This is a genomic window from Nocardiopsis exhalans (genome assembly GCF_024134545.1).
In the GTDB taxonomy this organism is placed as follows: Bacteria; Actinomycetota; Actinomycetes; order Streptosporangiales; family Streptosporangiaceae; genus Nocardiopsis; species Nocardiopsis exhalans.
In genome coordinates, this window is record NZ_CP099837.1 from 6303578 (window position 1) to 6328901 (window position 25324).

The following is a 25324-nucleotide window of genomic DNA, read 5'->3' on the forward strand; positions in this document are numbered from 1 at the left end:
GTATCCCTTCATACGTCCGGGGGGCCACGCGTGTGGCCCCCCGGTACCCGGCGCCCGCCCGTGTCCGGCGGTGACCCGTCAGACCTTCAGGTAGCGGCGCAGGGTGAGGAACGAGGTCACGGTGCACAGGAGCACACCGAGGATCATCGATACACCGATGACGTACAGCAGTGCGCCAGTGCCCAGTGCCACGTCGAACTGGAACCAGTCCTCGATCTGGGTGAGCAGCGTGAACCTGGTGGCCACGATGAACCCGGACGCGATCACACCACCGATCAGACCGGCGATGGCCCCCTCCAGGAGGAAGGGCAGCTGGATGTAGAAGTTCGACGCGCCGACCAGGCGCATGATGCCGGTCTCCCGGCGGCGGCTGTAGGCCGACAGCCGGATGGTGTTGCCGATCAGCAGCGCCGCGGCGGCCAGCTGGACGCCGGCGACCACCAGGGCTGCCCACTTGAGCCCGTCGAGCAGCCCGAAGAACTGTTCGAGGACGCGCTGGTCGTTGGAGACGGAGTCGACACCGTCCGCACCGTCGACAGCGTCGCGCACGGTGTCGTAGTGGTCGGGGTTGGTGAGCTGCACCCGGTAGTTCTCCGGGATGTCACCTTCCTGGGCGGCCTCGGCGAGCGCCTCGTTCGAGGAGCCGATGCGCTCCTGGAAGTCGGCCCAGGCCTCGGCTGCGGTCAGGTAGCGGTACTCCTCGACCTCGGCCAGCGAGTCCAACTGCGCTTCGAGGGCTTCGCGGTCAGCGGCATCCGCGGCGCCGTTCTCCTGGCAGGCCGCGGTCGGCGAGATCTCGTTGCACATGTAGATGGTCAGCGTGATCCGCTGGTCCCAGTAGTTGCGCATCTCGGAGACCTGCTGGTTGACCAGCAGACCGGCACCGAACAAGGCGAGGGAGATAGCCACCGTCGTGATGACGGCGATGGTCATCGTCAGGTTGCGACGTAGGCCGATCCACGTCTCGGAGAGAACGAATTGTGCTCGCATGATCTGTTAAAGGTCCATCCTTCGGGGCTTCGCCGTGCCGGTGGTCTCGCGATCGCCCGTTGTCTCGCGGCCGTCCGATTGTCTCGCGGTCGCCGACCGACCGCCCGGCGACGACGTGCCAGAGGTCAGTACGCCTGGCCGTAGACGCCGCGCGTCTGGTCGCGCACTACCAAGCCCTCTTCAAGCTCGATCACGCGCTTGCGCATGGAGTCGACGATGGCGGCGTCGTGGGTCGCCATGACGACGGTGGTGCCCGTGCGGTTGATTCGGTCCAGCACCTTCATGATGCCGATGGAGGTAGCCGGGTCGATGTTTCCGGTGGGCTCGTCGGCCAGCAGGATCTGCGGGCGGTTGACGAAGGCGCGGGCGATGGCCACGCGCTGCTGCTCACCACCGGAGAGCTCTCCGGGCATACGACCGGCCTTGCCTTCGAGGCCGACGAGCTCGACGACCTCGGGCACGACCTTCCGGATGAACCGTCGGGGCTTGCCGATGACCTCCAACGCGAAGGCGACGTTCTCGAAGACGTTCTTGTTCGGCAGCAGACGGAAGTCCTGGAAGACGCATCCGATGCGGCGGCGCAGGTGCGGAACCTTCCAGTTCGAGAGCTTGGCGAGGTCCTTGCCCGCGACGTGCACGTGCCCGGAGTTGGGCTTCTCCTCCTTCAGCACCAGCCGGAGGAAGGTCGACTTGCCCGAGCCGGACGGGCCGACCAGGAAGACGAACTCGCCCTTGTCCACGTCGATGGAAACACCGTCGAGCGCGGGGCGCTTCTGAGTCGGGTACAGCTTGGTGACGTTATCGAAGTGGATCACAGGCGCATCACAAGGCTCTCGAAGGTATGGGCACCCGGCGGATTGAGCTCCGTACGGGATCGTACCGGCCGCATGGCCACCGACAGTTTAGAGGGGACAGGAGCCCGGATTGTCCAGGTCCCGTCGCACCCGCGAGATCTGTGGAGATCAGAGCACTATCGGACAACAGCCACGAGCATATCGGAGGTGTCAACCGATGATAACGTTCACATATAGCAGTTTCGGTAAAACTGCGGAGACGTGGGCGTTACCATGGGGACACGAGGGCACCTCAGCGCCAGTTCACTCACCCTGGGTCCCCCACCCGCGACCGGGCGTGTCCCCGCCCGCGCGGGCGGGGACAGCACGCGACGGCGACGGGGACACAAGCGCGGGGAGAACTCCGCGGGTCAGCTCTGCTCGTTCTTCTCCCGGCTGCGCATCCATCGGATCTCGGCGTCGATGAAGGCGTCGATCTCGCCGTCCAGGACACCCGAGGTGTTGCCGGTCTCGGCGCCGGTCCGCACGTCCTTGACGCTCTGGTACGGGTGCAGCACGTAGTTGCGCATCTGGGTGCCCCAGCTGCTCACCGAGTCGCCCCGGATCTCGTCCAGGGCGGCCTGCTCCTCCAGCCGCTTGCGGGCCAGGAGCTTGGCCTGGAGCATCGTCATCGCGGTCGCCTTGTTCTGCAGCTGCGAACGCTCGTTCTGGCAGGAGACCACGATGCCGGTGGGCAGGTGAGTGATGCGCACCGCGGAGTCCGTGGTGTTGACGCCCTGACCGCCGGGGCCGCTGGAGCGGTACACGTCCACCCTCAGCTCGGTCTCGTCGATGTCGACGTGGTCGCTCTGCTCCACCATCGGGACGACGTCCACGCCCGCGAACGAGGTCTGGCGCCGGTTCTGGTTGTCGAAGGGCGAGATGCGCACCAGCCGGTGGGTGCCGTGCTCGCCCCTCAGGGTGCCGTAGGCGAAGGGTGACTTGACAGCGAACGAGGTGGACTTGATGCCCGCCTCCTCCGCGTAGGAGGTCTCGTAGACCTCCGTGGGATATCCATGCCGTTCCGCCCAGCGCAGGTACATGCGCTGGAGCATCTGCGCCCAGTCGGCGGCGTCGACGCCGCCCGCCTGGGAGTTGATGGTGACGATGGCTTCGCTCTCGTCGTGCGGCCCGTTGAGGAGCGTGCGCACCTCCAGCTCACCGATCTCCTTGCGGAGCTGCTCGAGCTCACGGTCGGCCTCGGTCTTGGTGTCGGCGTCGTCCTCGGCCTCGGCGAGCTCGAAGAGCACCCCGAGGTCGTCGAGGCGCTGCTCGATGCCGTTGACCTTGTTGACCATGGACTCCAGGCCGGAGAGCTTGCGTGTCACCTTCTGCGCGTTGCCCTGGTCGGCCCACAGCTCGGGGTCCGCGGACTGCTCACGCAGTTCGGCGATCTGGGTCTGCATCGCCTCCAGGTCCAACACGGCGGTCACACTCGCCAGGGTCGCCGCGAGTTCCTTGATCTTCTCTGCTGGGTCCAGTTCTGCCACGGAACCCAGTGTAGGACCCAGTGAAAGGGCAAACCCCATCCGCGGCCTTACACGGCGCCGCCGAACCGGCCACCCGGCCACTCCCCGAACGCTCCCCGACTGCCCCGAGCACGCCGGGCGGGGCGCACGGTCCCCCGTACGCCCCTCCGGCTCCTCCTGCGTGTCCCGGGCCCAGAGCCCGGCACCCCTAGTCGACCAGGGAGCGGATCGACCGCAGCGCCACCGACAGGGTGGCCAGGTCGAAGCGCTCGTTCTCCTGGATCTCCGAGAGCGTGATCCCGGCGCGCTGCACCGCGGCCTCGTTCTGCTCGGCCCACTCGGCGATCAGCTCGGTGTTGGACTCGGCCGAACCCGACTCCAGGACACGACTGGTCAGGTCCGCGTGCGCCGTGTACAGGTCGTCGCGCAGCGCCGAACGAGCCATCGTGCCCCAGCGGTCGTCCCGCGGCAGGTCGATGATCCGCTCACGCCACCAGCTGATGTTGAACCGGTCGGCCAGCTCGAAGTACAGGCTGGCGACCCGGCCCACCGGTTGGCCGGTGCGGTGCGCGATCTCCACCAGGTCCAGCGTGGAGTAGGCGGGCACCATGACCGCGATCCGCTCGGCCAGCCCGGCGGGCACGCCCAGCGAGGTGTAGCGGTCGCGGCGCTCCTCGAAGGCCTCCCGGTCCCGGCCGCGCAGCAGCTCGTGGAGCTGGGGCAGTACCTCCCCCACACCCTCGGCGAAGAAGCCGATCTCACTGCTGAGGTCGAACGGGAAGGTGCGGTTGCGCAGCAGCCACCGGGCGGAGCGCTCGGCGAGCTTGCGGATCTCCAGCAACAGCAGCAGCTGGCTGTCCACGGAGATCTCGTGGTCCAGCTCCTCGATCTCGCCCCAGAACTTGGGCAGGCCGAGGACCTCCTGGGTCACCAGGTAGGCGCGGGCGATGTCCGCGGCGCTGGAGCCCAGCTCCTCGTTGAGGCGGAACGCGTAGGTGATCCCGGACCGGTTGACCATCTGGTTGGTCACCTGGTTGACGATGATCTCCCGGCGCAGCGGGTGCGAGGCGACCTCGTCGGCGAAGCGGTCCGAGCGCAGCGGCGTCGGGAAGTAGTCCGTCAGGGTCGACGCCAGGTAGGGGTCCTCGGCCAGGTCGGACAGGCCGATCTGCTCCTTGAGGCTGATCTTGGTGTAGGAGAGCAGCGTCGCGAACTCGGGGCCGGTCAGCCCCTTGCCCTGGGAGCGCCGCTCGGCGATCGCCTTGTCGGAGGGCAGGTCCTCCTGCTTGCGCTTGAGGACCTTGGTGCGCTCCAGGTGGCGCATGTAGCGGCCGTGGACGTGCAGCATCTCGTGGGTCTGCATGCGCGCGGCGGCCAGCACGGTGTTCTGGGCGTAGTTGTTGTCCAGGACGAGCGAGGCGACCTCGTCGGTCATGTCGATGAACAGCTGGTCGCGGTCGGCCTGGGCCAGCTCGCCGGCCCGCACCTCGCGATCCAGCATGATCTTGATGTTGACCTCGTGGTCGGAGGTGTCCACACCGGCGGAGTTGTCGATGAAGTCACTGTTGACCCGGCCGCCCTCACGGGCGAACTCGATCCGGGCGGGCTGGGTCAGGCCCAGGTTTCCGCCTTCGCCGACCACCTTCACCCGCAACTGGGTGGCGTCCACGCGGACCTGGTCGTTGGCCTTGTCGCCCACCTCGGCGTGGGTCTGGCCGCTGGCCTTGACGTAGGTGCCGATGCCGCCGTTCCAGAGCAGGTCCACCGGCGCGGTGAGCACGTGCTGGATGAGCTCGTTCGGGGTGAGCGCGGTCATGCCCTCCTCGATGCCCAGGGCCTCGCGGACCTGCGGGGTGATCGGGATGGACTTGGCCGTGCGCGGGTGCACGCCGCCGCCCTCGGAGATGAGGTCGGCGGAGTAGTCCTCCCAGGTGCTGCGCGGGAGGCGGAACACGCGCTCGCGCTCGGTCCAGGAGACGGCGGGGTCCGGGTTCGGGTCGAGGAAGACGTGCCGGTGGTCGAAGGCGGCGACCAGCTTGATCTGCTTGGACAGCAGCATGCCGTTGCCGAACACGTCACCGGACATGTCGCCGATGCCGACGACGGTGAAGGGCTCTTCCTGGACGTTGACGCCCATCTCGCGGAAGTTGTACTTGACCGACTCCCAGGCGCCGCGGGCGGTGATGCCCATCGCCTTGTGGTCGTAGCCGACCGAGCCGCCGCTGGCGAAGGCGTCGCCCAGCCAGAAGCCGCGCTCCTTGGAGATGCCGTTGGCGATGTCGGAGAAGGTCGCGGTGCCCTTGTCTGCGGCGACCACCAGGTAGGAGTCATCGCTGTCGTGCAGGACGGTGCGCTCGGGGTGCACGATCTGGCCGTCGACGAGGTTGTCGGTGACGTCCAGCAGGGCGCTGATGAACTGCTTGTAGCAGGAGACGACCTCGGCCATCACCTCCTCGCGGCCGCCGCCCGAGGGCAGGCGCTTGCAGACGAACCCGCCCTTGGCGCCGCTGGGCACGATCACGGAGTTCTTGACCATCTGCGCCTTGACCAGGCCGAGGATCTCGGTACGGAAGTCCTCGAACCGGTCCGACCAGCGCAGGCCGCCGCGGGCAACGGAGCCGAAGCGCAGGTGGACGCCCTCCACGCGCGGCGAGTAGACGTACATCTCGAACCGGGGCCGCGGGTGCGGCAGGTCCGGGATCTCCTGCGGGTTGAGCTTGAACACCAGGCGGCTCTGGGAGCCGTGCTGGTAGTGGTTGGTGCGCAGGGTGGCCCGGATGACCGCCAGGAACGAACGCAGGATGCGGTCGTGGTCCAGGCTGGCCACGGCCTCCAGCTCGCTCTCGATCTTGGCCACGAGGGTGCCGGCGCGCTCGTCGCGGCCCTCGTCGGGCTGGTCCGGGTCGAAGCGGGCCTCGAAGAGCTCCACGAGCAGGTTGGCGATCCCGACGTTGGCGACCAGGACGTCGGCCAGGAAGTCGGGGGTGAAGGTGGAACCGGTCTGCCGCAGGTACTTGGCGTAGGCGCGCAGGACGGTGAGCTGGCGCCAGTCCAGTCCGGCGCGCACCACCAGGGCGTTGAACCGGTCGGACTCTCCCAGGTCGCGCCAGGAGGCGTCGAAGGCTTCCTCGAAGAGCGACTTCATGCGGGCCGGAGACAAGTCGGAGGCTTCCAGCGGGCCGAGGCCGAAGTCGTAGATCCAGACGCGGCCGACCCCGTCGACGGTGATGTCGTAGGGCAGTTCGTCGATGACCTCGATGCCCAGGTGCTCCAGGACGGGCAGCACGCGGGACAGCGAGATGGGGTCGCCGATCCGGGCCAGGCGGAACCGCCAGGTCGTGGCGTCCGCGCCCTCGGGCTGGTAGAGGCTGGCCGAGAACTCGCCCTGGCGGGCGTCCGGCGCGGCGCGCTGGAGCAGCCCCTCGATCCGGGCGATGTCCTGGGCGGCCACCACGGGGCCGTTGTCGACCTTGTAGGCCTCGGTGAGCCCAGGGCCGTAGCGTTCCTTGAGCGTGGTGGCGCGGGTGGGGCCGAACGCGTCGACGAGGGCGTCGTCGAAGTCCGCGTCCCAGGAGCGGGCGGCCTGGCGGACCTTCTCCTCCAGGGCCACCTGGTCGATGTCGGCGAGGGTCCGGCCGGGCTGGGCGCGGGCCACCAGGTACAGCCGCGCGAGCGGGGCGGCGCCGATCATCACGTTGTGGTCCATGGTGGCGCCCTGGAAGGCCTCCGCCAGGACCTTCTGGATGTCGAGGCGCACCTGGGTGCTGTACTCGTCGCGCGGCATGTACACGAAGCAGGACATGTACCGGCCGCCGTAGGGGTCGCGGCGCATGAACAGCTTGGTGCCGCGGCGGTCGCGCAGGCGCATGACGCCGCGCACGATGCTGTAGAGCTCGCCCACGGGGATCTGGAGGAGTTCCTCGCGCGGGAAGGTCTCCAGGAGCTCGATGAGGTCCTTGCCGTCGTAGCTGTCGGCCTCGAACCCGGCCAGGGCCAGGACCTCGGCCTGCTTGCGGCGCAGGATGGGGATCTGGGCGATGCTGCTGGTGTTGGCCTGGGAGGTGAAGAGCCCGAGGAAGCGGCGCTCGCCGACGATGTTGCCCTGGGCGTCGAACTTCTTGGCGCTGATGTAGTCCAGGTACTTGGGCCGGTAGACGGTGGCACGGGAGTTGGCCTTGGTGAGCACCAGGACGAAGGGCTCGCGGGCCTTGGCACGGATCTCCGGGGGCAGGGCCGCGAAGCTGGTGGAGGCGGGCGAGTCCATCCGCAGGATGCCCAGGCCCGTGCCGGGTTCGGGGCGCAGCGAGTCGTCACCGTTCTCGTCGGTGACCAGTGCGTACTCGCGGTAGCCCATGAAGGTGAAGTGGCGTCCGGCGATCCAGCGCAGGAAGTCGACGCTCTCGCCGATCTCGCGGGGGTCGACACCGCCCGCGACCAGGCGGTCGGGGTAGGCGGAGAGCTCGTCGGCGATCCGGATGACCCGGTCGCTCATCTTCGCGGAGTCCTCGTCCACGTAGCGGACGTCGTTGAGGACGCGCTCCAGCCTGGTGGTGATCTCCTTGACCCGCTCGGGGTCGCTCTGCCGGTCGATCTCGATGTGCATCCACGACTCGTCGGTGGGCAGCAGGCCGTCACCGCCGATCTCCGGGTCGACCTCGACGAGGTGTCCGGACAGGTCACGGCCGACGGTCATCTGGGGGTGGATGATCAGCCGCACCCCGGCACCCAGGTCACTGAGGGCCATGGTCACGGAGGAGACGAGGAAGGGCGCGTTGTCGGTGACGATCTCGACGATGCTGGTCTGCTGTTCCCAGCCGTCGCGTTCGAGGGTGGGGGTGTAGACCCTGACCTTGGCCCGTCCCGGAGCGCGTTCGGCACCGAAGGAGCGGTGCGCCTCAGCGGTCCCGCATACCTGTTCGGGGCTGCGCCCGCTGATCTCCTCGGGGTCCGTGTGCCGGTAGTAGAGGGGGAGAAAACGGCGGACCGCGTCGGCGGCCTCGGGGCTCAGTCGGTCCCCGGGGGTCCACCGGGAGGCCGCGTCATTGAGCAGCTTCTGGAGGATGACGTCGGATTGCCCGGACATAGGGATCTCTCACTCCTTTGTGAGCAACGTCGCACGCGAGCTTGGAGAACACCCGGTCATGTGACGTGTGTGGCTCGTCAGTCGACCTGTGAACTTCTGTGCTGTGTTGTGACTTATCGTGAGGCTCTTGGGCCGCAAGGGACCCACGAGGTTGGTGGTTGGGTTGGTACCTGTGCGCACAGGTGGCGTCAATCGAGGCGCTGGAACGTCGTTGTCCCTGCCTCTGCACTGCCCCCACTCCGTGGGGACCGTGACCAGGCTACTGCTTTTCGTGCCCGAGAACAGGACCAACACCGTTACACGGTGGTTACGTACTGTTAGAAACGGATTGCGGCAGACCTTGCGGTGGACGCTGGAACGCACGGCGGCCCCAGTGTAGCTGGCGGTCGTTATCCAGCTGTTGCCTGGTGCACGGCGGTCATCACGGCCCTGGGGTCACTGAGATCCGGAAGCACGATCTGTGCCCCGGCCTCCCGGAGCTGGCCCTCGGTGGTCGAACCGTTGAGCACCGCGATCGGGATCGCCCCGCCGATCATCGCCGCGCGCACGTCCGGAGCGGAACCGGTGATGAACACCGTCTCCTCCTCGGCGTAGGCACGACCACCCTCACCGGTGGCGTGGAGGCGGATGGACTGGATCAGGCTGGACTTGGGGTAGTTCACCGAACCGAACCCGCCCACGGCCAGGTTCAGGTGGGTGTCCAGGCCGAAGGCGACCAGCTTGGCGGTGGCGTTGGCGCGGGTACTCCCGCTGACCACGGTCTGCACGGTGTCCGGAAACGAGGCCACGGCTGCGAGGGACGCGGCCGCGCCGGGCATGACCCGGCCCTTGGACAGGAGCTGGTCGTGCCGGGCGGCGAAAGCCGTCTCCAGAGCGGCCAGGAAGTCACCCAGGACCTCGTTGTCGGGTTCCAGTTCGACGTAGTTGCGGGCACAGAACTCGAAGAACATCTCCGAATCGGTGCGGCCCGCGGCTGAGGTCAGGTAGACCAGCGGTTCGCCCGTGACCTTCTCGAAGGCCTCGGCGTAGGCGGCCCTCATCACCTGCCCCACGTCGAGGAGGGTGAGGTCGATGTTCCATAGCACCAGGCGGCTGATGGCTGACTCCTCGGCGGTCGGGGGTGGGGTTCGGTATTCGGGGTCGGGGGGACCCCACCATTGTGCCGGATGGGAGATTCAGGGAGGAAACGGAGTCCGGACCCGGCCAGGAGATGACCGCCGGGACAGCGGGGACGAACAGAACCCGAACCGGCGGCCCGGGCGTTATCCCCCGTGTGGGGCGCGATCCCCCGTGTGGGGCGCGGTGCGCCCCGCACCTTCGCGTTCCGGCCGTTCACCCGCGGCCGGTACCCCTGATCAGTGGAAAGGCGTTTCTGTGACCACCCCCTGGCGGTTATGCCTGTTCGCAGCGGTTTCGGTGAGCCTGGTCGCCTGCTCCTCCGGCGGCCCGGAACCCGGCGGGACCGCGGTCGTCGGCGACGACCCGCGGATCGTCGTGCACGACTTCTCCGTTGCGCGGGACATGCTCCTCAACCTGCGCCTGGAGTACCTGTCCGAACACGGTTGTCTAGTCGTGCGCTCGATCGACATCGAGACGGGTGAGTCGGCAGGGGTGTCGGCTCCGATCTGGCCGAGCGACGTCGAGCCCCTGAACGAGGACGGGCGGATCGGTGTCACCGATCCCGAGGCGGGCGAACTCGTGGACGGGGACTCCTTCACGGCCGGAGGCTCCTACACGAGCGCTTCGGAGCTGGACGAGGCGCCCGACCTGCCCGAGGAGTGCGCCCCGGAGGGCGAGTTCGTCACGATCAACCAGGGCTCGCTGGAGAAGGGCCCATATGAGGGGGACTCCCGCTGAGCCCGATCACGGGCGAGTGGTGAGATGCAGAAGCAACGGCCCGGCCGGGTTGGACACCGGCCGGGCCGAGTACTCGGTTCAGCTCAGACGTGCGAGGGGCGCGCGGTGATCAACTGGGCGCAGGCCACCCACTCGGGAGGCCCCGCGGGGAGGAAGCCGGGAGCGCGAAACCACGCTCCCGGCCCCCGTGGGCCGCTGTTCCGGGCTACTCCCGGCCGTCCCCGCCCCGGGCCCGGCTCAGGACGTCGGCGACCGACTCGACGTCGGGATCAGGCACCGCCTCCAGGAGCGGCAGGGGCTCCTCGAAGTCGACCGGGGCCGCCTCGCAGCGGGTTCCCTCCGCGGGCAGCTTCTGGTGGATCAGGTAGTCGTCCACGACCTCGGTGGTGCAGTCGGTACGGCCGTAGACACCGTGACCGGCGCCCTCGTAGGTGACGAGCACGCCGTCGTCGCCGAGCTGGTCGGCCAGGTTGACCGCCCAGTTGTACCCGGTGGCCGGATCGTGCAGCGAGTTGATGACCATCAGGGGCTCGCTGCCGCTCACGTCGGTCGGGGCCTGGGGGTTGCGCACATCCGTCTGCCCGAGGCAGTTGGCGAGGTCGTCGACCGCGAGCATGCCGTAGCGCACGTCGGGGGCGACGAGCCGCTCGCCGCTGCGCATGAGCGCCCTCCAGTCGCCGTAGCCGCGCACCGGGAGGCCGTAGTCGTTGCACAGCACCGCCGGGTAGGCGTAGGGCACCAAACCGTCGGGGATCTCGTCGGCGGCCCCCGCGGCCCCCGCCGGACCGTCAGCGGACTCAGCCGGATCGTCGTCCACCACCGGAAGCTCGTTGTTGTCCGGATCGTCCAACCACGCCAGCGTCGAGGCGAAGTCATGCCAGCCCGGCCCGTAGCCGGAGGAGAACGCCATGCCGATGAGGCCCTCCGCGGTCACCTCCCCCGAACCCTCGGGGCCCTCCATGAGGAGCTCGCCCGCGTCAGCGCGCTTCAGCAGATCCGTCCACACCGCCCGCGGGTCCTGCCCGTTCAGTTCGCACTGGGTGCTGTCCTCACACCAGGCGACGAAGGCGTCGAAGGCGTCCTGTGCCGCCTCCGCCTGGGTCGACAGGTACTGGCGGGTGTCGAGGTCGTGGTCCATCACGCTGTCGAGCACGACGGCGCGGACCCGTTCCGGATAGGTAGCGGCGTACTGCTGGCCCATGAGCGTTCCGTAGGAGACGCCGAAGAACGACAGCTGTTCGTCACCCAGGGCGGCCCGGATCGCCTCCATGTCGTGCACGACGCTGAGGGAATCAACGTGGTCGTACAGCGGTCCGGTGTGCTCCCGGCAGTCCTCGCGCAGATCCTCGTTGTAGGCGGCGCGCGCGTCGAGTCCAGCCCGGTTGTCGAACAGGGAGCCGGGGTCGTCCTCCAAGATCTCGAGCGAGCACAGGACCGGGTGGCTGTCGCCGACCCCGCGGGGGTCGAAACCGACGATGTCGAACCTGTCGAGGACCTCGGGGCTGAAGACCTCCTGCGCGAAGAGCGCGAAGCCCACTCCGGAGCCGCCGGGACCGCCGGGGTTGATCACCAGGGATCCGATGCGCGCGTCGGGATCACTAGCGGGGATACGGGCCAGGGCGAGGTCGATCATCTCGCCGTCGGGGTCGTCCCAGTCGATCGGGACGGTCAGGGTGCCGCATTCGGCGTCGGGACTCTCCTCCTCCCCGCAGGTCTCCCAGTCGATGTTCTGGGCCGGGGGGAGGGGGTCGGCCAGGGCGGGCGGTGCCATGAGGGGGATGGCTAGCCCTGGCACGAGGATGAGGGGGAGCAGCGCTCCACGCTTCATTCGCTTCTCCTAGGGGGTCGACGCTCTTCTACGAGAATCGCAGACAACGGGGGTATCGCCGTTCGGTCCGTGGACGGTTCTCTGAATACCCGGGCGTTGCCGGGTAAACCGGCCGCTGCCCCGGGATTCCGCCTCCTTCGTGTTCGCTCTGCCTTCCGAGACAGGAACTCCTGGCTGCTGGGACACGGATTCCCGGGACATGAAAAGGCGCCGAAGGCCTTCACGGCCCTCGGCGCCCGATGCGGCTTTATCCCACAGCCCTCAAGGCTGTTTCTCAGCCCTCAGGACTGTTTTCCCAGTTCCTAGGACTGGACGTCGATCACGCCGGTTCCGGCACCGGCTTCGACGGCGGTCTTGGCGTCCTCGGGGCTCTGCGCCTCGTACTCGTAGGGCACCGTGAAGTCGGTGGTCGACTCCAGGTGCTCGTACGGGGTGTCCACGAAGGTGTTGTCGACCAGGTTCCAGTAACCGGTCTCGGAACTGCCGTACCACCAGCCCACCGGACCCTGGATCTGACCGGCGTGGGTGTCCACCTCACCCGATCCGACGTTGTCGAAGTGGTTGCCCTCGACCAGGACGCGGGCGCCCATCCGGGCGTTGATCGCCGATCCGTCGATGTCCTGGAACACGTTGTTGAGCATGTGCACGTCCGCGTGGCGCACCAGCGGCACCCGGGTGTTCAGGTTGCTGAACAGGTTGTGGTGGTAGGTGATCCGGTCCGGACCGGAGCTGGGGTTGTCGTTGTGACCCACCAGAGCGGTCTTCCAGTGGTCCTCGAACTTGTTCCAGGAGACGGTCACGTACTCCGAACCGTGCTTGATGTCGACCAGACCGTCGTAGAAGTCCTTGTCGACACCCTCCTTCTGGCTGCTGAACTCGTTGTGGTCGATCCACACGTTCGAACTGTTCTCGGTCACCTCCAGAGCGTCGCCCTCGCCCTGGGAGACGTCGCGGATCGCCAGGTTGCGGAAGACGACGTTCTCCGAACGGGTGACCTTGAAGCCGATCCCGTCGAACCGACCGTCCTCGCCCACACCCAGGACGGAGACGTTGGAGACGTCCTTGACGTCGATCTTGTCCTGGCCGACCTGGTCCGGGGTGACGGTGACGTCGACGTAGACGACCAGGCCCTCGTCGGAGTCGGCCCGGATGTGGTCCTTGAGCACCTCGTAGAGCGCCTCGCCGGGGGTGCTCTCCTCGCTCCAGGAGGAGTACTCGCTCAGCAGGTACTCGTTGACGGTGTCACCGCCGAAACCACCGGTGGTGCCACCGTTCATCGACGCGTAACCGACCGGGACGTCACTGAGCGGATCGGCGGCGGTCGCGGCGTCGAGTGCGTCGGTGTTGCCGGTGAGCTCGCCGCTCTCAGTGCTTCCGGACACCGAGAACCAGGCTCCGGCGAACAGGCCAAGGCTCGCGGTGGCCGCCAGCCCGAGGAGGACAGGTCTCTTCTGCCGAGTGAACATGGATTCCTTTCTGCCGACGGCAGCGGGGCAGTGAGGGTCATGAAACAAAGGCCGTCGGCAAGCGCGATAATTCGAAACAGTTCGATACCTCGCGTCAACGAAGGATCCTGTACCACCTGGCAAACCAATGTCAAACCGCCCTGGCCAGAGGGACCTGGAAAGCTTTTTCCAAGCAAACCAGCCATTCCGGAAAACTTTCCGGGGCAACCTGCCATTCCAGCCTCCAGGAGGAAATCAACCGAGGTCATGGCAGGAAAGATCAGGAAACAACAAAGCGAAGAACGGCACGAACTCCGAAGGGGTCCGCCGTCGGCACCGCGACGCTGGACCCCTTCGAGGTGGACCGACCGATCAGGGCCGAACCTCTGTCCGGCCCGTCTGCCCGGTCTGCGCGAACCACTCGCGCGAGGCCCGGACCTCGTTGAGGGCCAGGAGCAGCACGGCCAGGCCGGCAGAGAGCACGACTCCCAGGCCGAACCCTCCCCCCACCGTGAACGTGACCAGGGCGGACAGAAGACTGGCGGCCGCGGCGAGCCGGACCAGCAGCTGCGCCGTCCCACCGCCCCGACCGAGCCGGAACGTGGCCGCCAGGAACACGGCGAGGACCACGATGCCCAGCACCAGGTTCACTGTCGGGTTCTGCGCGGACAGCTGCTCGAGTTCCTCCGCGGTGAGCATCTCCTGGGCCGCGGGATCTTCCTGCAAGTTCTCACTCAGATCCGCCGCGAAGAGCAGGGCGACCACACCCAGCCCCGTCGCCAGGACTCCCAGGACGCAGTAGACGGCCATGATGACCCGAGCGGCCTTCAACGTGCCGGGCATGCGAACGTTCATGAGTTGACTCCTTCGGTGTTTCCGGATTTCACGGACATCGGTCGGCCGGTCGTGAGTACGCCGCCGAAGCGGTCCGGGGTGAAGTGGGAGCGGAGCACACGGTGGACGTCGTCCTCGGTGACACCCGCATAGCGCTCGCCGGCGGCGAGCATCCAGAGCGGGGAGACCCCGTGTGCCGCGTAGGCGGTGACCGCGTGGGCGAGTGAACCGGTTCCGCGCGCCGCGGTCCGGTTGACCCCGACGGCGTAGCGGCGGACGGCGTCCAGCTCACCGGGGCGCGGGCCGCGGTCGGCCAGCTCCGTCAGGGTCACCCTGGTCGTCTCCATGAGCTCGGCCGGGTCGGTGAACGGGCCGGAGCAGGAGATCGAGATCCAGTCGGACCTGCGCAGCTTGTGCATCGTGGAGCGGACGGAGTAGGCGAGCCCCTCCCGCTGCCGCAGGGCCTGCACGAGCCGCCCGGGGAAACAGCCCGCGACCATGAGGTTGGCCAGGTGCAGCGCGGCGTGGTCCGGATGGCGCAGGGGCACCGAGGGCGCCTCCAGGAACAGGCCCGTCCCGTTGTCCCGGTCGCCGGACCTCTCCACGACGGAGGGCTCCGGGAACCGGCGGGGCGGCAGGTCCAGCCGCGGCGCTTCGCCCGACGGTCCCGTCCATACTCCGAATGTCGCCTTCACCGACGTGACGACCGCGTCGACATCCACGTCGCCCGCGACACACAGCACCGCACCCTGCGGGCGAAGCACTTTGCGATGGACCCCGCCCACCTCGTCCGGTGTGACGTCCAGGAGCTCCCCGGCAGGTGCCGGAGCGGGCGGGCCCCAGACCCGTGCCCCCGGTGACTCCGTCGCCTCCGCAGGCCTGCCTCGCAGGAGTCTCCCGCGGGCGCGGTCGAGCTGGTCGACGGTGTAGTCAGGACTCCCCAGGGCGGTGGCCAGGGTGTCCAGGATGTCCGGCAGACCGGTGACGAGAGCGCCCGCGGAGAAGGTCAGATTCTCCGGGTCCACCATGACCTCGCACTCCCCGCCGTGGTCGGCGAGGCGTTCGGCGACCCCGTGCCCCCCGGCGGCCATGACCGTGGCGCTCAACAGCTCCATGGCGGCGGCGTCCGACCGCCGGTGCCGCGCGAACGGCAGGTTCAGGCGCACCTCGACCGTCGGCACTCCACAGGTGGGCAGGACCAGCAGACGGAGGCCGTTGGACAGGATCAGATCGTGGCACACGAGGCCGCGGTGGGAGCGGACCCGGCGGTGGTCACCGGAAGCCGGGGCAGTGCTGCTCACGCGGCCTCACCGCCGTGCAGAAGGACCGTTCCGTGTGGACGTTCCATCAGGTCGCGCGCCGCTTCCCTGACCCTGTCCCCGGTCACCGCGGCCAGGTTTCCGGGCCGAGCCAGGTGGCTGTCGGCCGCTCGCCAGAGCGCCTCGGCTCGGGCCAGGGCCTCGGCGGCGGCGCGCACGTCGTCGCGTTCACGGAAGTGGCGCAGGGTGAGGGCCGCGACGCACCGGCGAAGCTCCTCGGGTCGGGGCCCCTGCTCGGCCAGCCCTAGGAGCTCGCCGCGCAGGAGCTCCGGCATCTGTCGGGCGGCGTCGACCGAGGACGAACGCGCGCGCACGACCAGCAGGTCGGTACCCGGCCCCGCGGGGAAGCGACCGTTGTACCCACAGGAGGCGGAGACCGCCGACAGCGTCGGCAGGTGTTCGCGCCAGGTCCGGGTGGCGCGCCCGGACAGCAGGGCGGCGACGACGCTGTACGGCGCGTGGGAGTCGGGGTCACGGGTGGGTAGGGGGACGACCACAGCGAACTCCGGGGTGTTCACCCCCCTCGACCGCTGCTCCACGAAGTGCCCCCGCTCCGGTGTCCGTCGCGCGGAAGGGCCGCACACCGGGGGCCCGCCCAACGGCTTCGTCGGAAGAGCTCCGAAGACTCGCTTCACCTGGTCGGCCACGGCCGGGGCCGCCACCTCGCCGACCACCGTGACAGTGACCCGGGGTGCCGTGTAGTAGGTCCGGTGGAACCGGTCCGCGTGCTCCAGGCCGAGTCGCTCCAGGTGAGCGGGGTTGCCGTGCGGCGGAACCGTGTCGTACCCCTCCAGGGCCGCCGGCAGCAGTGCCCAGGGGAAGCCGCCATGGGACCGGGCCATCGTGTCCGCGATCTCCGCCCGGACGACGGGCATCTCCCGGCGCAGGGCCTCCTCGGAGATCTCGGGAAAGCACATACGTCGGCCTTCCAGGTCGAGGACGTGCTCGAACACCTCCGGTGGGCAGAGGCTGGAGTACTCGGTGAGGTCAGGATGAGTGACGGCGTTGACCGAACCGCCCAGTGCCTCGATCCGCCCCACGTGCCCCGCCGCGCTCCCGGCCCGGGCGAACATGAGGTGTTCCACCAGGTGCGCGAGGCCGTTGGCGTCGGCGGGCTCGTCACGCGAGCCGGCCCGGACCGCCACGGTGACCGCGACGGGAGCGGGCCGGGGCACGGGAAGCACCACGAGCCGGACCCCGTTGTCCAGGGTCTCTCGGTACAGGCCCACGGCGAGGGGGTCGAGGTCAGGCACGGCCGGGCTCACCCACCGCCCGGTACACCGACACGCACATCTGGCCGTTGCCGGTGTACTCGGTTCTCCCCCACCCCGCGTAGCGGCCCACCGGTTCCAGGCCGACGGCGCGAGCCATGAGGTCGATCTCCGAGGGCCACACGTAGCGCATGAAACCGACGGTCACGTCCGGGGCGCCCCCGGTCAGGAGCACACTGGTCATGAAGACCGTCTGGGTGGCGGGCACCACCTGGGTGGACTCGAACATGACCCGGCCGGGGCCCAGCGGCCTGACGCTGGTCGCGGTGTCGGGGCCGGTCAGGTGGATCTGGGGATCGTAGGTCTCGATGACCACGTGACCTCCGTCCCGGACGTGCCGCCGGATGTTACGCATGACCTCCAACTGCTCCTCCTGCGCGGGCGCGCAGCACAGGGCGTTGTAGGCGGCGAGCACGGTGTCGAAACGCAGGTCGAGGTCGAGCGTGGTGAAGGTGGCGTGGTGAGCACGGACGAGCTGGTCTGTGTCGCGTTCGGCGAGGCGTTGGAGCATCCGCTCAGAGGCGTCCACCCCGTGCACGGTCAGCCCGTGCGCGGCGATGGGCAGGGCGAGCCTGCCCGTACCCACGCCCATCTCCAGTACCGTGCCCCCTCGGGGCACAGAGAGGCCACGAACGAGGCGCACTCCAGGGCGTCGGGCGTCTCCGGGTAGACGAGGTCGTAGACGTCGGCCATGCCGTCGCCGTAGTGGCCGCTCATCTCGAGGTCGTCCACGATCGGACCGGTGTCGCTCATGTCCACGTCGCTGATGTCCGCATCGGTCATGTCAGTCACGTCGGTCACGGGTTCCTCCATGTGTCGCTGGTCAGGTTGACCGATGGGTCGGTCGGGTCGATACGGGCGTCGACGAGGGCCCTCGCGACGGTCTCGTCGAGACCGCCCCGTGCTCCCCCTGCTGTCCGGTGCGCGACCAGGGCCTCGGCCAGGACCTGACACCGGTCCTGGCCGGGAGCGTGCGGGACAACCTCACCTACGGTGCGCCGGAAGCCGATGACGAGGAGGTCCGGTGTGTGGTCGCCAAGGCCCGGCTGACCGAGTTCGTCGCCGGCCTGCCCGACGGACTGGACACCCAGGTGGGCAGCCGGGGCACCTCGCTCTCGGGCGGAGAGCGCCAACGCATGGCCATCGCGCGCGCACTGCTGCGGCGCCCCCGGGTCCTGCTGTTGGACGAGGCCACCTCGCACATGGACGCGGTGAACGAGGAGGCGCTCCGGCAGACCCTTCAGGAGGTTCAACAGGAATGCACGGTCCTGCTCATCGCGCACCGGCTCTCCACCGTCGTGGAGGCAGAACGGATCGTGGTCCTGGAGGAGGGTCGGGTGCGCGCCGTGGGCGACCACCGGAGTCTGCTCGACTCGGACGACCTGTACCGGAGGCTCGCACACACCCAGTTCGTGGATGCCGGTCGGCTCTCCCCCAAGGGTTCCGGTCCGCTCTCCGACGGCGAACAGAGCGGTTCCGGGCGGAGCCGCACCCCGGTCTGAGCCCCTGACCGGCACACAGGGTTGCGGCTACGACTTTTGGTGTAGCCGGGCGCGGCGGTCGGCTACTTCGGATGTATGGGGCGGCGGCGTCGCGCTCCGTAACTTCGGTGGTGTCGGAGGAGAGCCCCCGACAGCACGACCAAGGAGACCACATGACCCTCCGCCGTATCACGATGGTCGCCGCAGCGACCGCGCTGCTGGCCGCCACCGCAGCCTGTTCGTCCGATGACACCGAGGGAGTCCCCTCCGCCGGCGGTGCGGCCGAGGGAGCCGACAGCGCACAGGACTCCGCCGAGCAGCTGGTGGCCTACGACGAGTGCATGCGCGAACACGGCGTCGAGATGCCCGAGGAGGGTGCGGGCGCCCCCGCGGACCTCGACGTGGACGGGGAGACGCTGATGGCCGCTATGGAGGCCTGCGAGGACCTCATGCCCACAGGGGAGCTCGAGCTGGACGAGGAGACCGTGGAGGAGCTACGCGTATGGGCCGAGTGCATGCGTGAGGAGGGCGTGGACATGCCCGACCCCGGCCCCGACGGGTCCCTGGACCTGGACGGCGTCGACGTGACCGGGGACGACTACGCGGCCGCCGACGCCGCGTGCTGACCGGAGTTCACCAGAGCCGGGGTTCACACGAGAGGGAGCCGGGGTAGATGAGGGAGCCAGGGCAGATGACCGAGCCGTCGGGAGAGGCCGAGGAGGAGAACGCCCGGAGCCCCGAGCCGCAGGCGCCGCGTCGTCGACGCCGGCGCATCGCGTGGGGGGCGGGTGTCACCGTGGTGGTGCTCGGGCTCTCCGGGACCGTCGCCTACGCCACGGCCACCAGCGACACCGACGAAGGCCTGGCGGCCACGCCGGACACGGCCGAGGTCGTGCGGACCACGCTGGTCAGTACCGAGCAGGTGGACGGGGCACTGGACTACGAGCCCGTGGGAACCGTGCCCAGCGCGAGCGCCGAGGGCACGGTCACCTGGCTCCCCTCCTCGGGGGATGTCGTCCGACGCGGGGAGACCCTCTACCGGGCGGACAACCGACCCCGCCCGCTGTTGTACGGGAAGACGCCCTTTTTCCGGGAGCTCTCCGCGGGATCCAGGGGCCCGGACGTGGCCGTCTTGGAGGCCAACCTCGTCGAGCTGGGGTACACCGGGTTCACCGAGGACAACCACTACACGTGGGCGACCGCGCAGGCGGTCCGCCGCTGGCAGAAGGATCTGGGGGTCCAGCAGACCGGCCGGGTGGCGCCTCAGGACGCCTTCGTGTCCACGGGGGCGGTGCGGGTCGGTGAGATCACGGCCGATCTGGGTTCGCCGACCGGTGGCGACATCATGGAGCTCACCCGTACCACCCGGACGGTCAGCGTCGACCTGGAGGTACGCCGCCGCCACCTCGTCGACGAGGACGCCGAGGTCGAGGTGGAACTGCCAGACGGGCGGACGCTCGAGGCCGAGGTGTCCGAGCTGGGTTCCGTGGTGGAGGTCCCCGACGGCGGTGACTCCCTGGACGACGCCACCGTCCGTCTGGTGATCACCGTGATCGACGAGGAGGAACTGGGCGACTACGAGATCGCCCCGGTACGGGTGCTCCTGGAGACCGGCCGGGCCGAGGACGTGCTCGCCGTACCCGTCGAATCGCTGGTCGCGCTCAGGGAGGGCGGGCACGGCGTCCAGCGGGTCACCGAAGCGGGCGCCACCGAGTACGTGGCGGTCGAGACCGGTGTGTTCGCCGACGACCTCGTCGAGGTCAGCGGCGGTTCGCTGGCCGAGGGCGAGAAGGTGGGGGTCCCGGGATGAACAGCGTCGGAAACGCCACCGGAAACGTCATCGAACTCGACTCGGTGGCCAAGCGCTACCCCGGCGGGGTGCACGCGGTGCGTGATGTGAGTCTGGAGATCGCCCGCGGTGAGCTGGTCGGCATCGTCGGCGCTTCGGGCTCGGGCAAGTCCACCCTGCTCAACCTGATCGGCACCCTCGACCTGCCCAGTTCCGGGACGGTCCGGCTCGACGGGCACGACGTCGCGCAATTGAGCGATCGCGAGCTGTCGGCACTGCGGGCCGCGCGCATCGGGTTCGTGTTCCAGCAGTTCCACCTGGCCCGTGGGGTCAGCGCGCTCGACAACGTGGCCGACGGAGCCCTGTACGCCGGAACCCCCCACCGTGAACGTCTGGAGCAGGCCAGGGTCGCGCTGGAGCGGGTCGGTCTGGGACACCGGACCGGGCACCGTCCGCACGAGATGTCCGGTGGCGAACGCCAGCGCGTCGCCGTCGCCCGGGCCGTGGTGGGGGACCCCGTGGTCCTCCTGGCGGACGAGCCCACGGGCAACCTGGACTCCTCCTCCGGGACCGAGGTCATGAAGCTGCTGCGGGAGTTGCACGCCTCGGGCTCCACGGTCGTCATCATCACGCACGACCGCGAGTTGGCCGAGGGTCTGCCCCGCAAGGTGGAGATCCTGGACGGCCGGGTCGTCCGGGACAGCGGCGTGACGGAGGTGCCCGCGTGAGCCCGGGACCGCTTCCGCGCACCCGCCGACTCGGCCTGGCCGACCTGTTCAGGGTCGGTTCCGGCGGCCTGCGCTCCAGGCCGACCCGGGTGGTGCTCTCCGCTCTGGGCATCGCGATCGGAATCGCCGCCCTCATCTCGGTGGTGGGCATCTCCGAGTCCAGCAGGTCGGAGCTGAACGACCGGCTCGACGCCCTGGGCACCAACCTGCTCCGGGCCGGCCCCGGCGAGAACCTGCTGGGCGAGCGGTCCGTCCTGCCCGACCAGGCCGTCGCGATGATCGACCGGCTGCCCCCGGTCGAGTCGACCGTCGCCGTCGGCCGGCTCGACGCGAGCGTCTACCGCAGCGACCTCATCCCGCCCGAGCGGACCGGCAGTATCGCGGTGATCGCCACCGACCTGGAACTCAGGGAACGGGTCGGCCTGGAGATGGCCACCGGACAGTGGTTGAACACGAGCTCGGCCCAGCTACCGACCGTGGTCCTGGGCTCCCGTGCGGCCGATCGCCTGGGAATCGGCGCCGACGGTGTGGGCCAGCGGGTGTGGCTCGGCGACCAGTGGTTCACCGTGACCGGTGTGCTCGAACCCGTCCTCCTCGCCCCCGAGCTGGAGACCGCGGCCCTGGTCGGGTGGCCGATCGCCGAGTCGGCCCTGGGCTCCTCAGGGGACGTCACGACGATCTACACCCGGGTCGCCCCCGGCCAGGTCGAGGAGGTCCGTGAGGTCCTGGCCGCCTCGGCCAACCCCGAGAACCCGGGCGAGGTCGAGGTCTCGCGTCCGTCGGAGGCGTTGGAGGCCCAGCAGGCGGTCGACGCCACACTCGCGGCCATGCTGCTCGGTCTGGGCGGGGTCTCCCTCCTGGTCGGCGGAGTCGGGGTGGCCAACACCATGGTGATCTCCGTACTGGAGCGCCGTCAGGAGATCGGTCTGCGCCGTGCCCTGGGCGCCACCCGGGGGGACATCCGCGCCCAGTTCCTGGCCGAGTCCCTGCTGCTGTCCCTACTGGGAGGGGCCGCGGGGACCCTGCTGGGAGCGGGCGTGACGGCCGTCTACTCCCTCACCCAGGGCTGGTCCCCCACACTGCCGGTCTGGGCCGTGGGGTTGGGGATCGGAGCGACGCTGCTCATCGGGTGCGCCGCGGGCCTCTACCCGGCGGTGCGGGCCTCCCTGCTGGCCCCGACAGAGGCACTGGCCGCGAACTGACCCCGCGGAGAGCGCCCGGCACGGCGGCGCAGGAGGAGTGACAGGTGACTGGCAGAGAGCGGAAGAGGCAGGCATGGTGATTCAGGCCGAAGGGCTGAGCAAGAGGTTCGGGGACCGCACCGCGGTCAGTGACCTGACCTTCACGGTACGACCCGGATACGTGACCGGGTTCCTCGGTCCCAACGGCGCCGGCAAGTCCACGACCATGCGAATGTTGGTCGGACTGGACCGCCCGTCCGAAGGCCGGGCAACGATCGCGGGCGCCCCGTTCGTGAGTCACGCCGCGCCCATGCGGGTGGCCGGGGCCCTCCTGGACAGTTCCTTCTACCACCCCGGGCGCAGCCCGCGTACCCATCTGCGGGCGCTGGCGCTCACCCACGGGATCTCCAGGAGACGCGTCGACGAGGTCCTGGAGATCGTGGGGCTCTCCGAGGTCGCCACCAAACGGGCGGGGGGCTTCTCCCTCGGTATGCGGCAGCGATTCGGCTTGGCCACGGCGCTCCTCGGCGACCCCGGCACCCTGATCCTGGACGAGCCCTTCAACGGGCTCGACCCGGAGGGCATCCGCTGGCTGCGCGACCTGCTCCAGGGGGTCGCGGGTGAGGGCCGCACCGTCATGGTCTCCTCGCACCTGCTCTCGGAGATGTCGGAGCTGGCCGATCGGGTTCTCGTGATCGGCCGCGGCGAGCTCATCGCCGACACCACCATGGCGGAGTTCACCGGCAGGGGAAGGGTGTTCCGGGTGACCTGCTCGGACGCGCTGCTCCTGGCCCGAGCCCTGCGTGCGGACGGCGGCGACTGCTCGCAGCTCAGCGCTCGCACCCTGGACGTGTCGGGTGTGAGCCGGGACGGCATCGCCTTCACCGCGGCCGAACAGGCCATCGAGGTGTTCGAGGTCCTACCGCAGGGCCGATCACTGGAAGAGACGTTCGTGCAGTTGACGCAGGATGCCGTCGAGTACCGCGGCTCCGCGAAGGGAGGCGGGCTGTGATGGTGGTCCAGACCGGGGAGCGGCTCGACCGGGCCCGACTGACCTGGGGCGGGCAGTTCTTCGCCGAGTTCCTCAAGTTGTGGTCGATGCCGCAGACGACCGTGCTGTACGCGGTCACCGCGATCGTGGTCGTGGGATTCGGCTATGCGGCGGTGCTGGTGGCCGGGATGGACGCGGACGGGGGGATGCCGCCCATCGACGCATTCCTCGATCCCACACACCTGACCCTCAGCGGGGTGGGGCTGGCGCAGATGGCGGTCGCCTGTGTGGGCGTCATGGCGCTCAGCACCGAGTACGGCTCCGGGCTCATCCGATCGACCTTGGTGGCGGCTCCCCGCCGGGGCCGGCTCTTCCTGGCCAAGGCGGCCGCCCTGGGGCTCTCGACCTTCGCGGTCATGGTGCCCACGGCGTTCACCGCCTTCCTGGTCGCCCGGGAACCGCTGGAGTCCCTGCTGGGGACGGCCTGGCCCATGGACGCCGTGGTGGTCCGAGCGCTGCTGGGAACCGGGATCTACCTGACAGGCATCGCCCTGCTCGGTCTGGCCGCGGCGGCACTCGTGCGGTACACGGCGGGCGGTATCGGGGTGGTGTTCGTGCTGTTGTTCGTGCTCCCGATGCTCCCCTTGGTGCTGCCCGTGTCTGCCCGCGAGACGGTGGAGGCGTTCCTGCCCGCCGACGCGGGCAGCCGACTGATGAAGGTCACGACCCCGGACGCGGTCCTGAACGCCGGAACCGGAGCCCTGGTTTTCGGCATCTACATCATCATGGCCCTGGTGGCCGCGTGGGCGGTCCTGTCCCGCCGGGACATCCGCTGAGGTTTCGAGGCAGGAGGGGATGAGGGGCAGTCATGGCGACGGACACCGGTAGCTCGAAGAGCAGAACCGTGCTCAGATCAGGGGGAGACGTCCCGAGCGGGAACAGCTTCCCGGGTGGGGGCGGCGATGCGGGAACGGCGGAGGTGGGGACCGGCGAGACGCTGGCGGAAGGTAACGGCGAAGGGTTCGTGCGGGACGAGCGGGCTGCGCGGCGGACATCGTGGGCGACCGCCTTCGTTCTCCCGGCGGCGTTGTTCGTCCTCGGTCTTCCGCTGCTGCTGGCCAACTACGGCCCCTCTCCGCTTCTCCTGGCGGCGCACCTGCTGTTGTGCCTGTCCCTGATGGCGCGCATGGACCGGCCTCTGACCGTCTTCGTCGTCGTCCTGTTCCTGGCCCTCCTGCCCACCCTCCTGATGGATGCGCACGTGGGCGGAGAGCTGGGGGTCTTCGTCGCCTTCTACCACGTGGTCGTGCGACGGCCGCTGGGCTGGGGGCTGGGCGCGTCGTTCCTGATCGTCGGTTGGGCCGTGGTGACCACGCTCCAGCCGGGCGACCTGCCGCCGGACCTCGCCGAGGGCCTCAACGAGGAGCTAGCGGTGTTCGTGGCGGTGCTGGTCCAGCTCCTCACCTCCCTGGCCATGGTGGTGATCGCTCTGGTCACCGGGGTTCTCGCCCTGGTGGTCCGGGACCGGCGCAACGCGTTGGCGGCCGCCCGGGCCGATGCCGAACGGCTGCGCGTAGAGCGCGACCAGCGTTCACGTCTGGCCAAGGAGACTGAGCGGACCAGGATCGCCCGAGAGCTGCACGACGTGGTGGGGCACAGCCTGGGGGTCATGGTCTCGCTCAGCGACGGCGCCTCCCGACTGGCGCGCACCCATCCGGAACGCGCGGGCGAGACCATGGCAACAGTGGCCGAGACCGGCCGCTCAGCCCTGAGCGAGGTCCGAGATGTGTTAGGACTACTTCGCAGTGACGACGAGGGACAGCGTTACACCAGGGACGTGGGGGAGCTCGTGGGGCGGGTCCGGGCCAGCGGCATGGACGTGTCCCTGGAGTGTGAGCGCGACCTGAACCGTCTGCCGGACCACGTCCGGCTCTGTGTGTACCGCGTGGTCCAGGAGTCGCTGACCAACGTGGGCAAGCATGCCGGGCCCGGAGCCCGGGCCGAGGTGAACATCGGTGGGACGGACGAGCGGGTGAGGATCAGGGTGAGCGACGACGGCACCGGGGGGCGCTCCGAGATGGGTTCAGGGCTCACCGGTCTCGAGGAGCGGGTCGAGATCCAGGGCGGACAGATCCGGTTCGGCCCCGTACCGGGCGGCGGGTGGACCGTGTACGCGGAGGTACCCGTGCACAGGACCACCGGCGAGGCGGAGGCGCTGTGAGGCA

The 25324-nt window shown here is 69.2% G+C and carries 21 protein-coding genes; 9 read left to right on the forward strand and 12 right to left on the reverse strand.

The features are described 5' to 3' along the window. Positions 1–78: 78 nt before the first annotated feature. The 5 genes from ftsX to NE857_RS27935 form a co-directional block, all read right to left on the reverse strand. Positions 79–990, reverse strand: coding sequence for a permease-like cell division protein FtsX (gene ftsX / locus NE857_RS27915; RefSeq protein ID WP_254418341.1), 912 nt, complete (start codon positions 988–990; stop codon positions 79–81). Positions 991–1115: 125 nt separating this feature from the next. Beyond that, entirely contained in the window at positions 1116–1805 is a 690-nt protein-coding gene (ftsE, locus tag NE857_RS27920) for a cell division ATP-binding protein FtsE (RefSeq protein ID WP_017583283.1), read from the reverse strand. Positions 1806–2194: 389 nt separating this feature from the next. After that, entirely contained in the window at positions 2195–3313 is a 1119-nt protein-coding gene (gene prfB / locus NE857_RS27925; RefSeq protein WP_254418342.1) for a peptide chain release factor 2, read from the reverse strand. 187 nt (positions 3314–3500) lie between these two features. After that, a complete protein-coding gene (locus NE857_RS27930; RefSeq protein ID WP_254418343.1) occupies positions 3501–8375 on the reverse strand; it encodes an NAD-glutamate dehydrogenase in 4875 nt (1624 codons plus the stop codon). A 389-nt stretch (positions 8376–8764) separates the two neighbouring features. After that, positions 8765–9460, reverse strand: a complete 696-nt coding sequence (locus NE857_RS27935) for an HAD family hydrolase (protein WP_254418344.1) — start codon at positions 9458–9460, stop codon at positions 8765–8767. A 331-nt stretch (positions 9461–9791) separates the two neighbouring features. Between NE857_RS27935 and NE857_RS27940 the strand changes: the two genes are divergently transcribed. Then, positions 9792–10232 carry a hypothetical protein gene (locus NE857_RS27940; protein ID WP_254418345.1) on the forward strand — a complete coding sequence of 147 codons (441 nt, stop codon included), beginning with the start codon at positions 9792–9794 and terminating at the stop codon, positions 10230–10232. Positions 10233–10437: 205 nt separating this feature from the next. On the opposite strand, the gene NE857_RS27945 is transcribed toward NE857_RS27940, so the two are convergent. The 7 genes from NE857_RS27945 to NE857_RS27975 form a co-directional block, all read right to left on the reverse strand. Continuing rightward, positions 10438–12060: an alpha/beta fold hydrolase gene (locus NE857_RS27945; RefSeq protein WP_254418346.1), complete on the reverse strand. Its 1623-nt coding sequence runs from the start codon at positions 12058–12060 to the stop codon at positions 10438–10440. 302 nt (positions 12061–12362) lie between these two features. Then, complete coding sequence (locus NE857_RS27950; protein WP_254418347.1) at positions 12363–13526, reverse strand: pectate lyase family protein; 1164 nt, start codon at positions 13524–13526, stop codon at positions 12363–12365. A 351-nt stretch (positions 13527–13877) separates the two neighbouring features. Then, on the reverse strand, positions 13878–14360 hold the full coding sequence (locus NE857_RS27955) for a hypothetical protein (RefSeq protein ID WP_254418348.1): 483 nt from the start codon (positions 14358–14360) through the stop codon (positions 13878–13880). Then, the gene (locus NE857_RS27960; protein WP_254418349.1) at positions 14357–15640 is read right to left on the reverse strand and encodes a M16 family metallopeptidase; all 1284 of its coding nucleotides are present in this window, start codon (positions 15638–15640) and stop codon (positions 14357–14359) included. Before NE857_RS27960 ends, NE857_RS27955 begins: the two co-directional genes overlap by 4 nt. Continuing rightward, the gene (locus NE857_RS27965) at positions 15637–16911 is read right to left on the reverse strand and encodes a M16 family metallopeptidase (RefSeq protein WP_254418350.1); all 1275 of its coding nucleotides are present in this window, start codon (positions 16909–16911) and stop codon (positions 15637–15639) included. The genes NE857_RS27960 and NE857_RS27965 overlap by 4 nt, the downstream gene beginning before the upstream one ends. Further along, on the reverse strand, positions 16904–17515 hold the full coding sequence (locus NE857_RS27970; RefSeq protein WP_254418351.1) for a class I SAM-dependent methyltransferase: 612 nt from the start codon (positions 17513–17515) through the stop codon (positions 16904–16906). Before NE857_RS27970 ends, NE857_RS27965 begins: the two co-directional genes overlap by 8 nt. After that, entirely contained in the window at positions 17470–17730 is a 261-nt protein-coding gene (locus tag NE857_RS27975) for a hypothetical protein (RefSeq protein WP_254418352.1), read from the reverse strand. Before NE857_RS27975 ends, NE857_RS27970 begins: the two co-directional genes overlap by 46 nt. A gap of 119 nt (positions 17731–17849) precedes the next feature. Here NE857_RS27975 and NE857_RS27980 point away from each other — a divergent pair, with 119 nt between their 5' ends. From NE857_RS27980 to NE857_RS28015, 8 genes are all read left to right on the forward strand, one after another. Continuing rightward, positions 17850–18431: an ATP-binding cassette domain-containing protein gene (locus NE857_RS27980; protein WP_254418353.1), complete on the forward strand. Its 582-nt coding sequence runs from the start codon at positions 17850–17852 to the stop codon at positions 18429–18431. A 152-nt stretch (positions 18432–18583) separates the two neighbouring features. Beyond that, complete coding sequence (locus tag NE857_RS27985) at positions 18584–19036, forward strand: hypothetical protein (protein ID WP_254418354.1); 453 nt, start codon at positions 18584–18586, stop codon at positions 19034–19036. 65 nt (positions 19037–19101) lie between these two features. Beyond that, positions 19102–20220, forward strand: coding sequence for a peptidoglycan-binding protein (locus tag NE857_RS27990; RefSeq protein WP_254418355.1), 1119 nt, complete (start codon positions 19102–19104; stop codon positions 20218–20220). Further along, entirely contained in the window at positions 20217–20927 is a 711-nt protein-coding gene (locus NE857_RS27995) for an ABC transporter ATP-binding protein (protein WP_254418356.1), read from the forward strand. Before NE857_RS27990 ends, NE857_RS27995 begins: the two co-directional genes overlap by 4 nt. Then, the gene (locus NE857_RS28000) at positions 20924–22129 is read left to right on the forward strand and encodes an ABC transporter permease (RefSeq protein WP_254418357.1); all 1206 of its coding nucleotides are present in this window, start codon (positions 20924–20926) and stop codon (positions 22127–22129) included. Before NE857_RS27995 ends, NE857_RS28000 begins: the two co-directional genes overlap by 4 nt. Before the next feature lie 73 nt (positions 22130–22202). Further along, positions 22203–23120 (forward strand): ABC transporter ATP-binding protein, encoded by a 918-nt coding sequence (locus NE857_RS28005; RefSeq protein ID WP_254418358.1) that lies wholly within the window; start codon positions 22203–22205, stop codon positions 23118–23120. Beyond that, positions 23120–23935: a hypothetical protein gene (locus tag NE857_RS28010; protein WP_254418359.1), complete on the forward strand. Its 816-nt coding sequence runs from the start codon at positions 23120–23122 to the stop codon at positions 23933–23935. The genes NE857_RS28005 and NE857_RS28010 overlap by 1 nt, the downstream gene beginning before the upstream one ends. A gap of 32 nt (positions 23936–23967) precedes the next feature. Continuing rightward, positions 23968–25320, forward strand: a complete 1353-nt coding sequence (locus NE857_RS28015) for a sensor histidine kinase (RefSeq protein ID WP_254418360.1) — start codon at positions 23968–23970, stop codon at positions 25318–25320. The last annotated feature ends 4 nt before the right edge of the window (positions 25321–25324 follow it).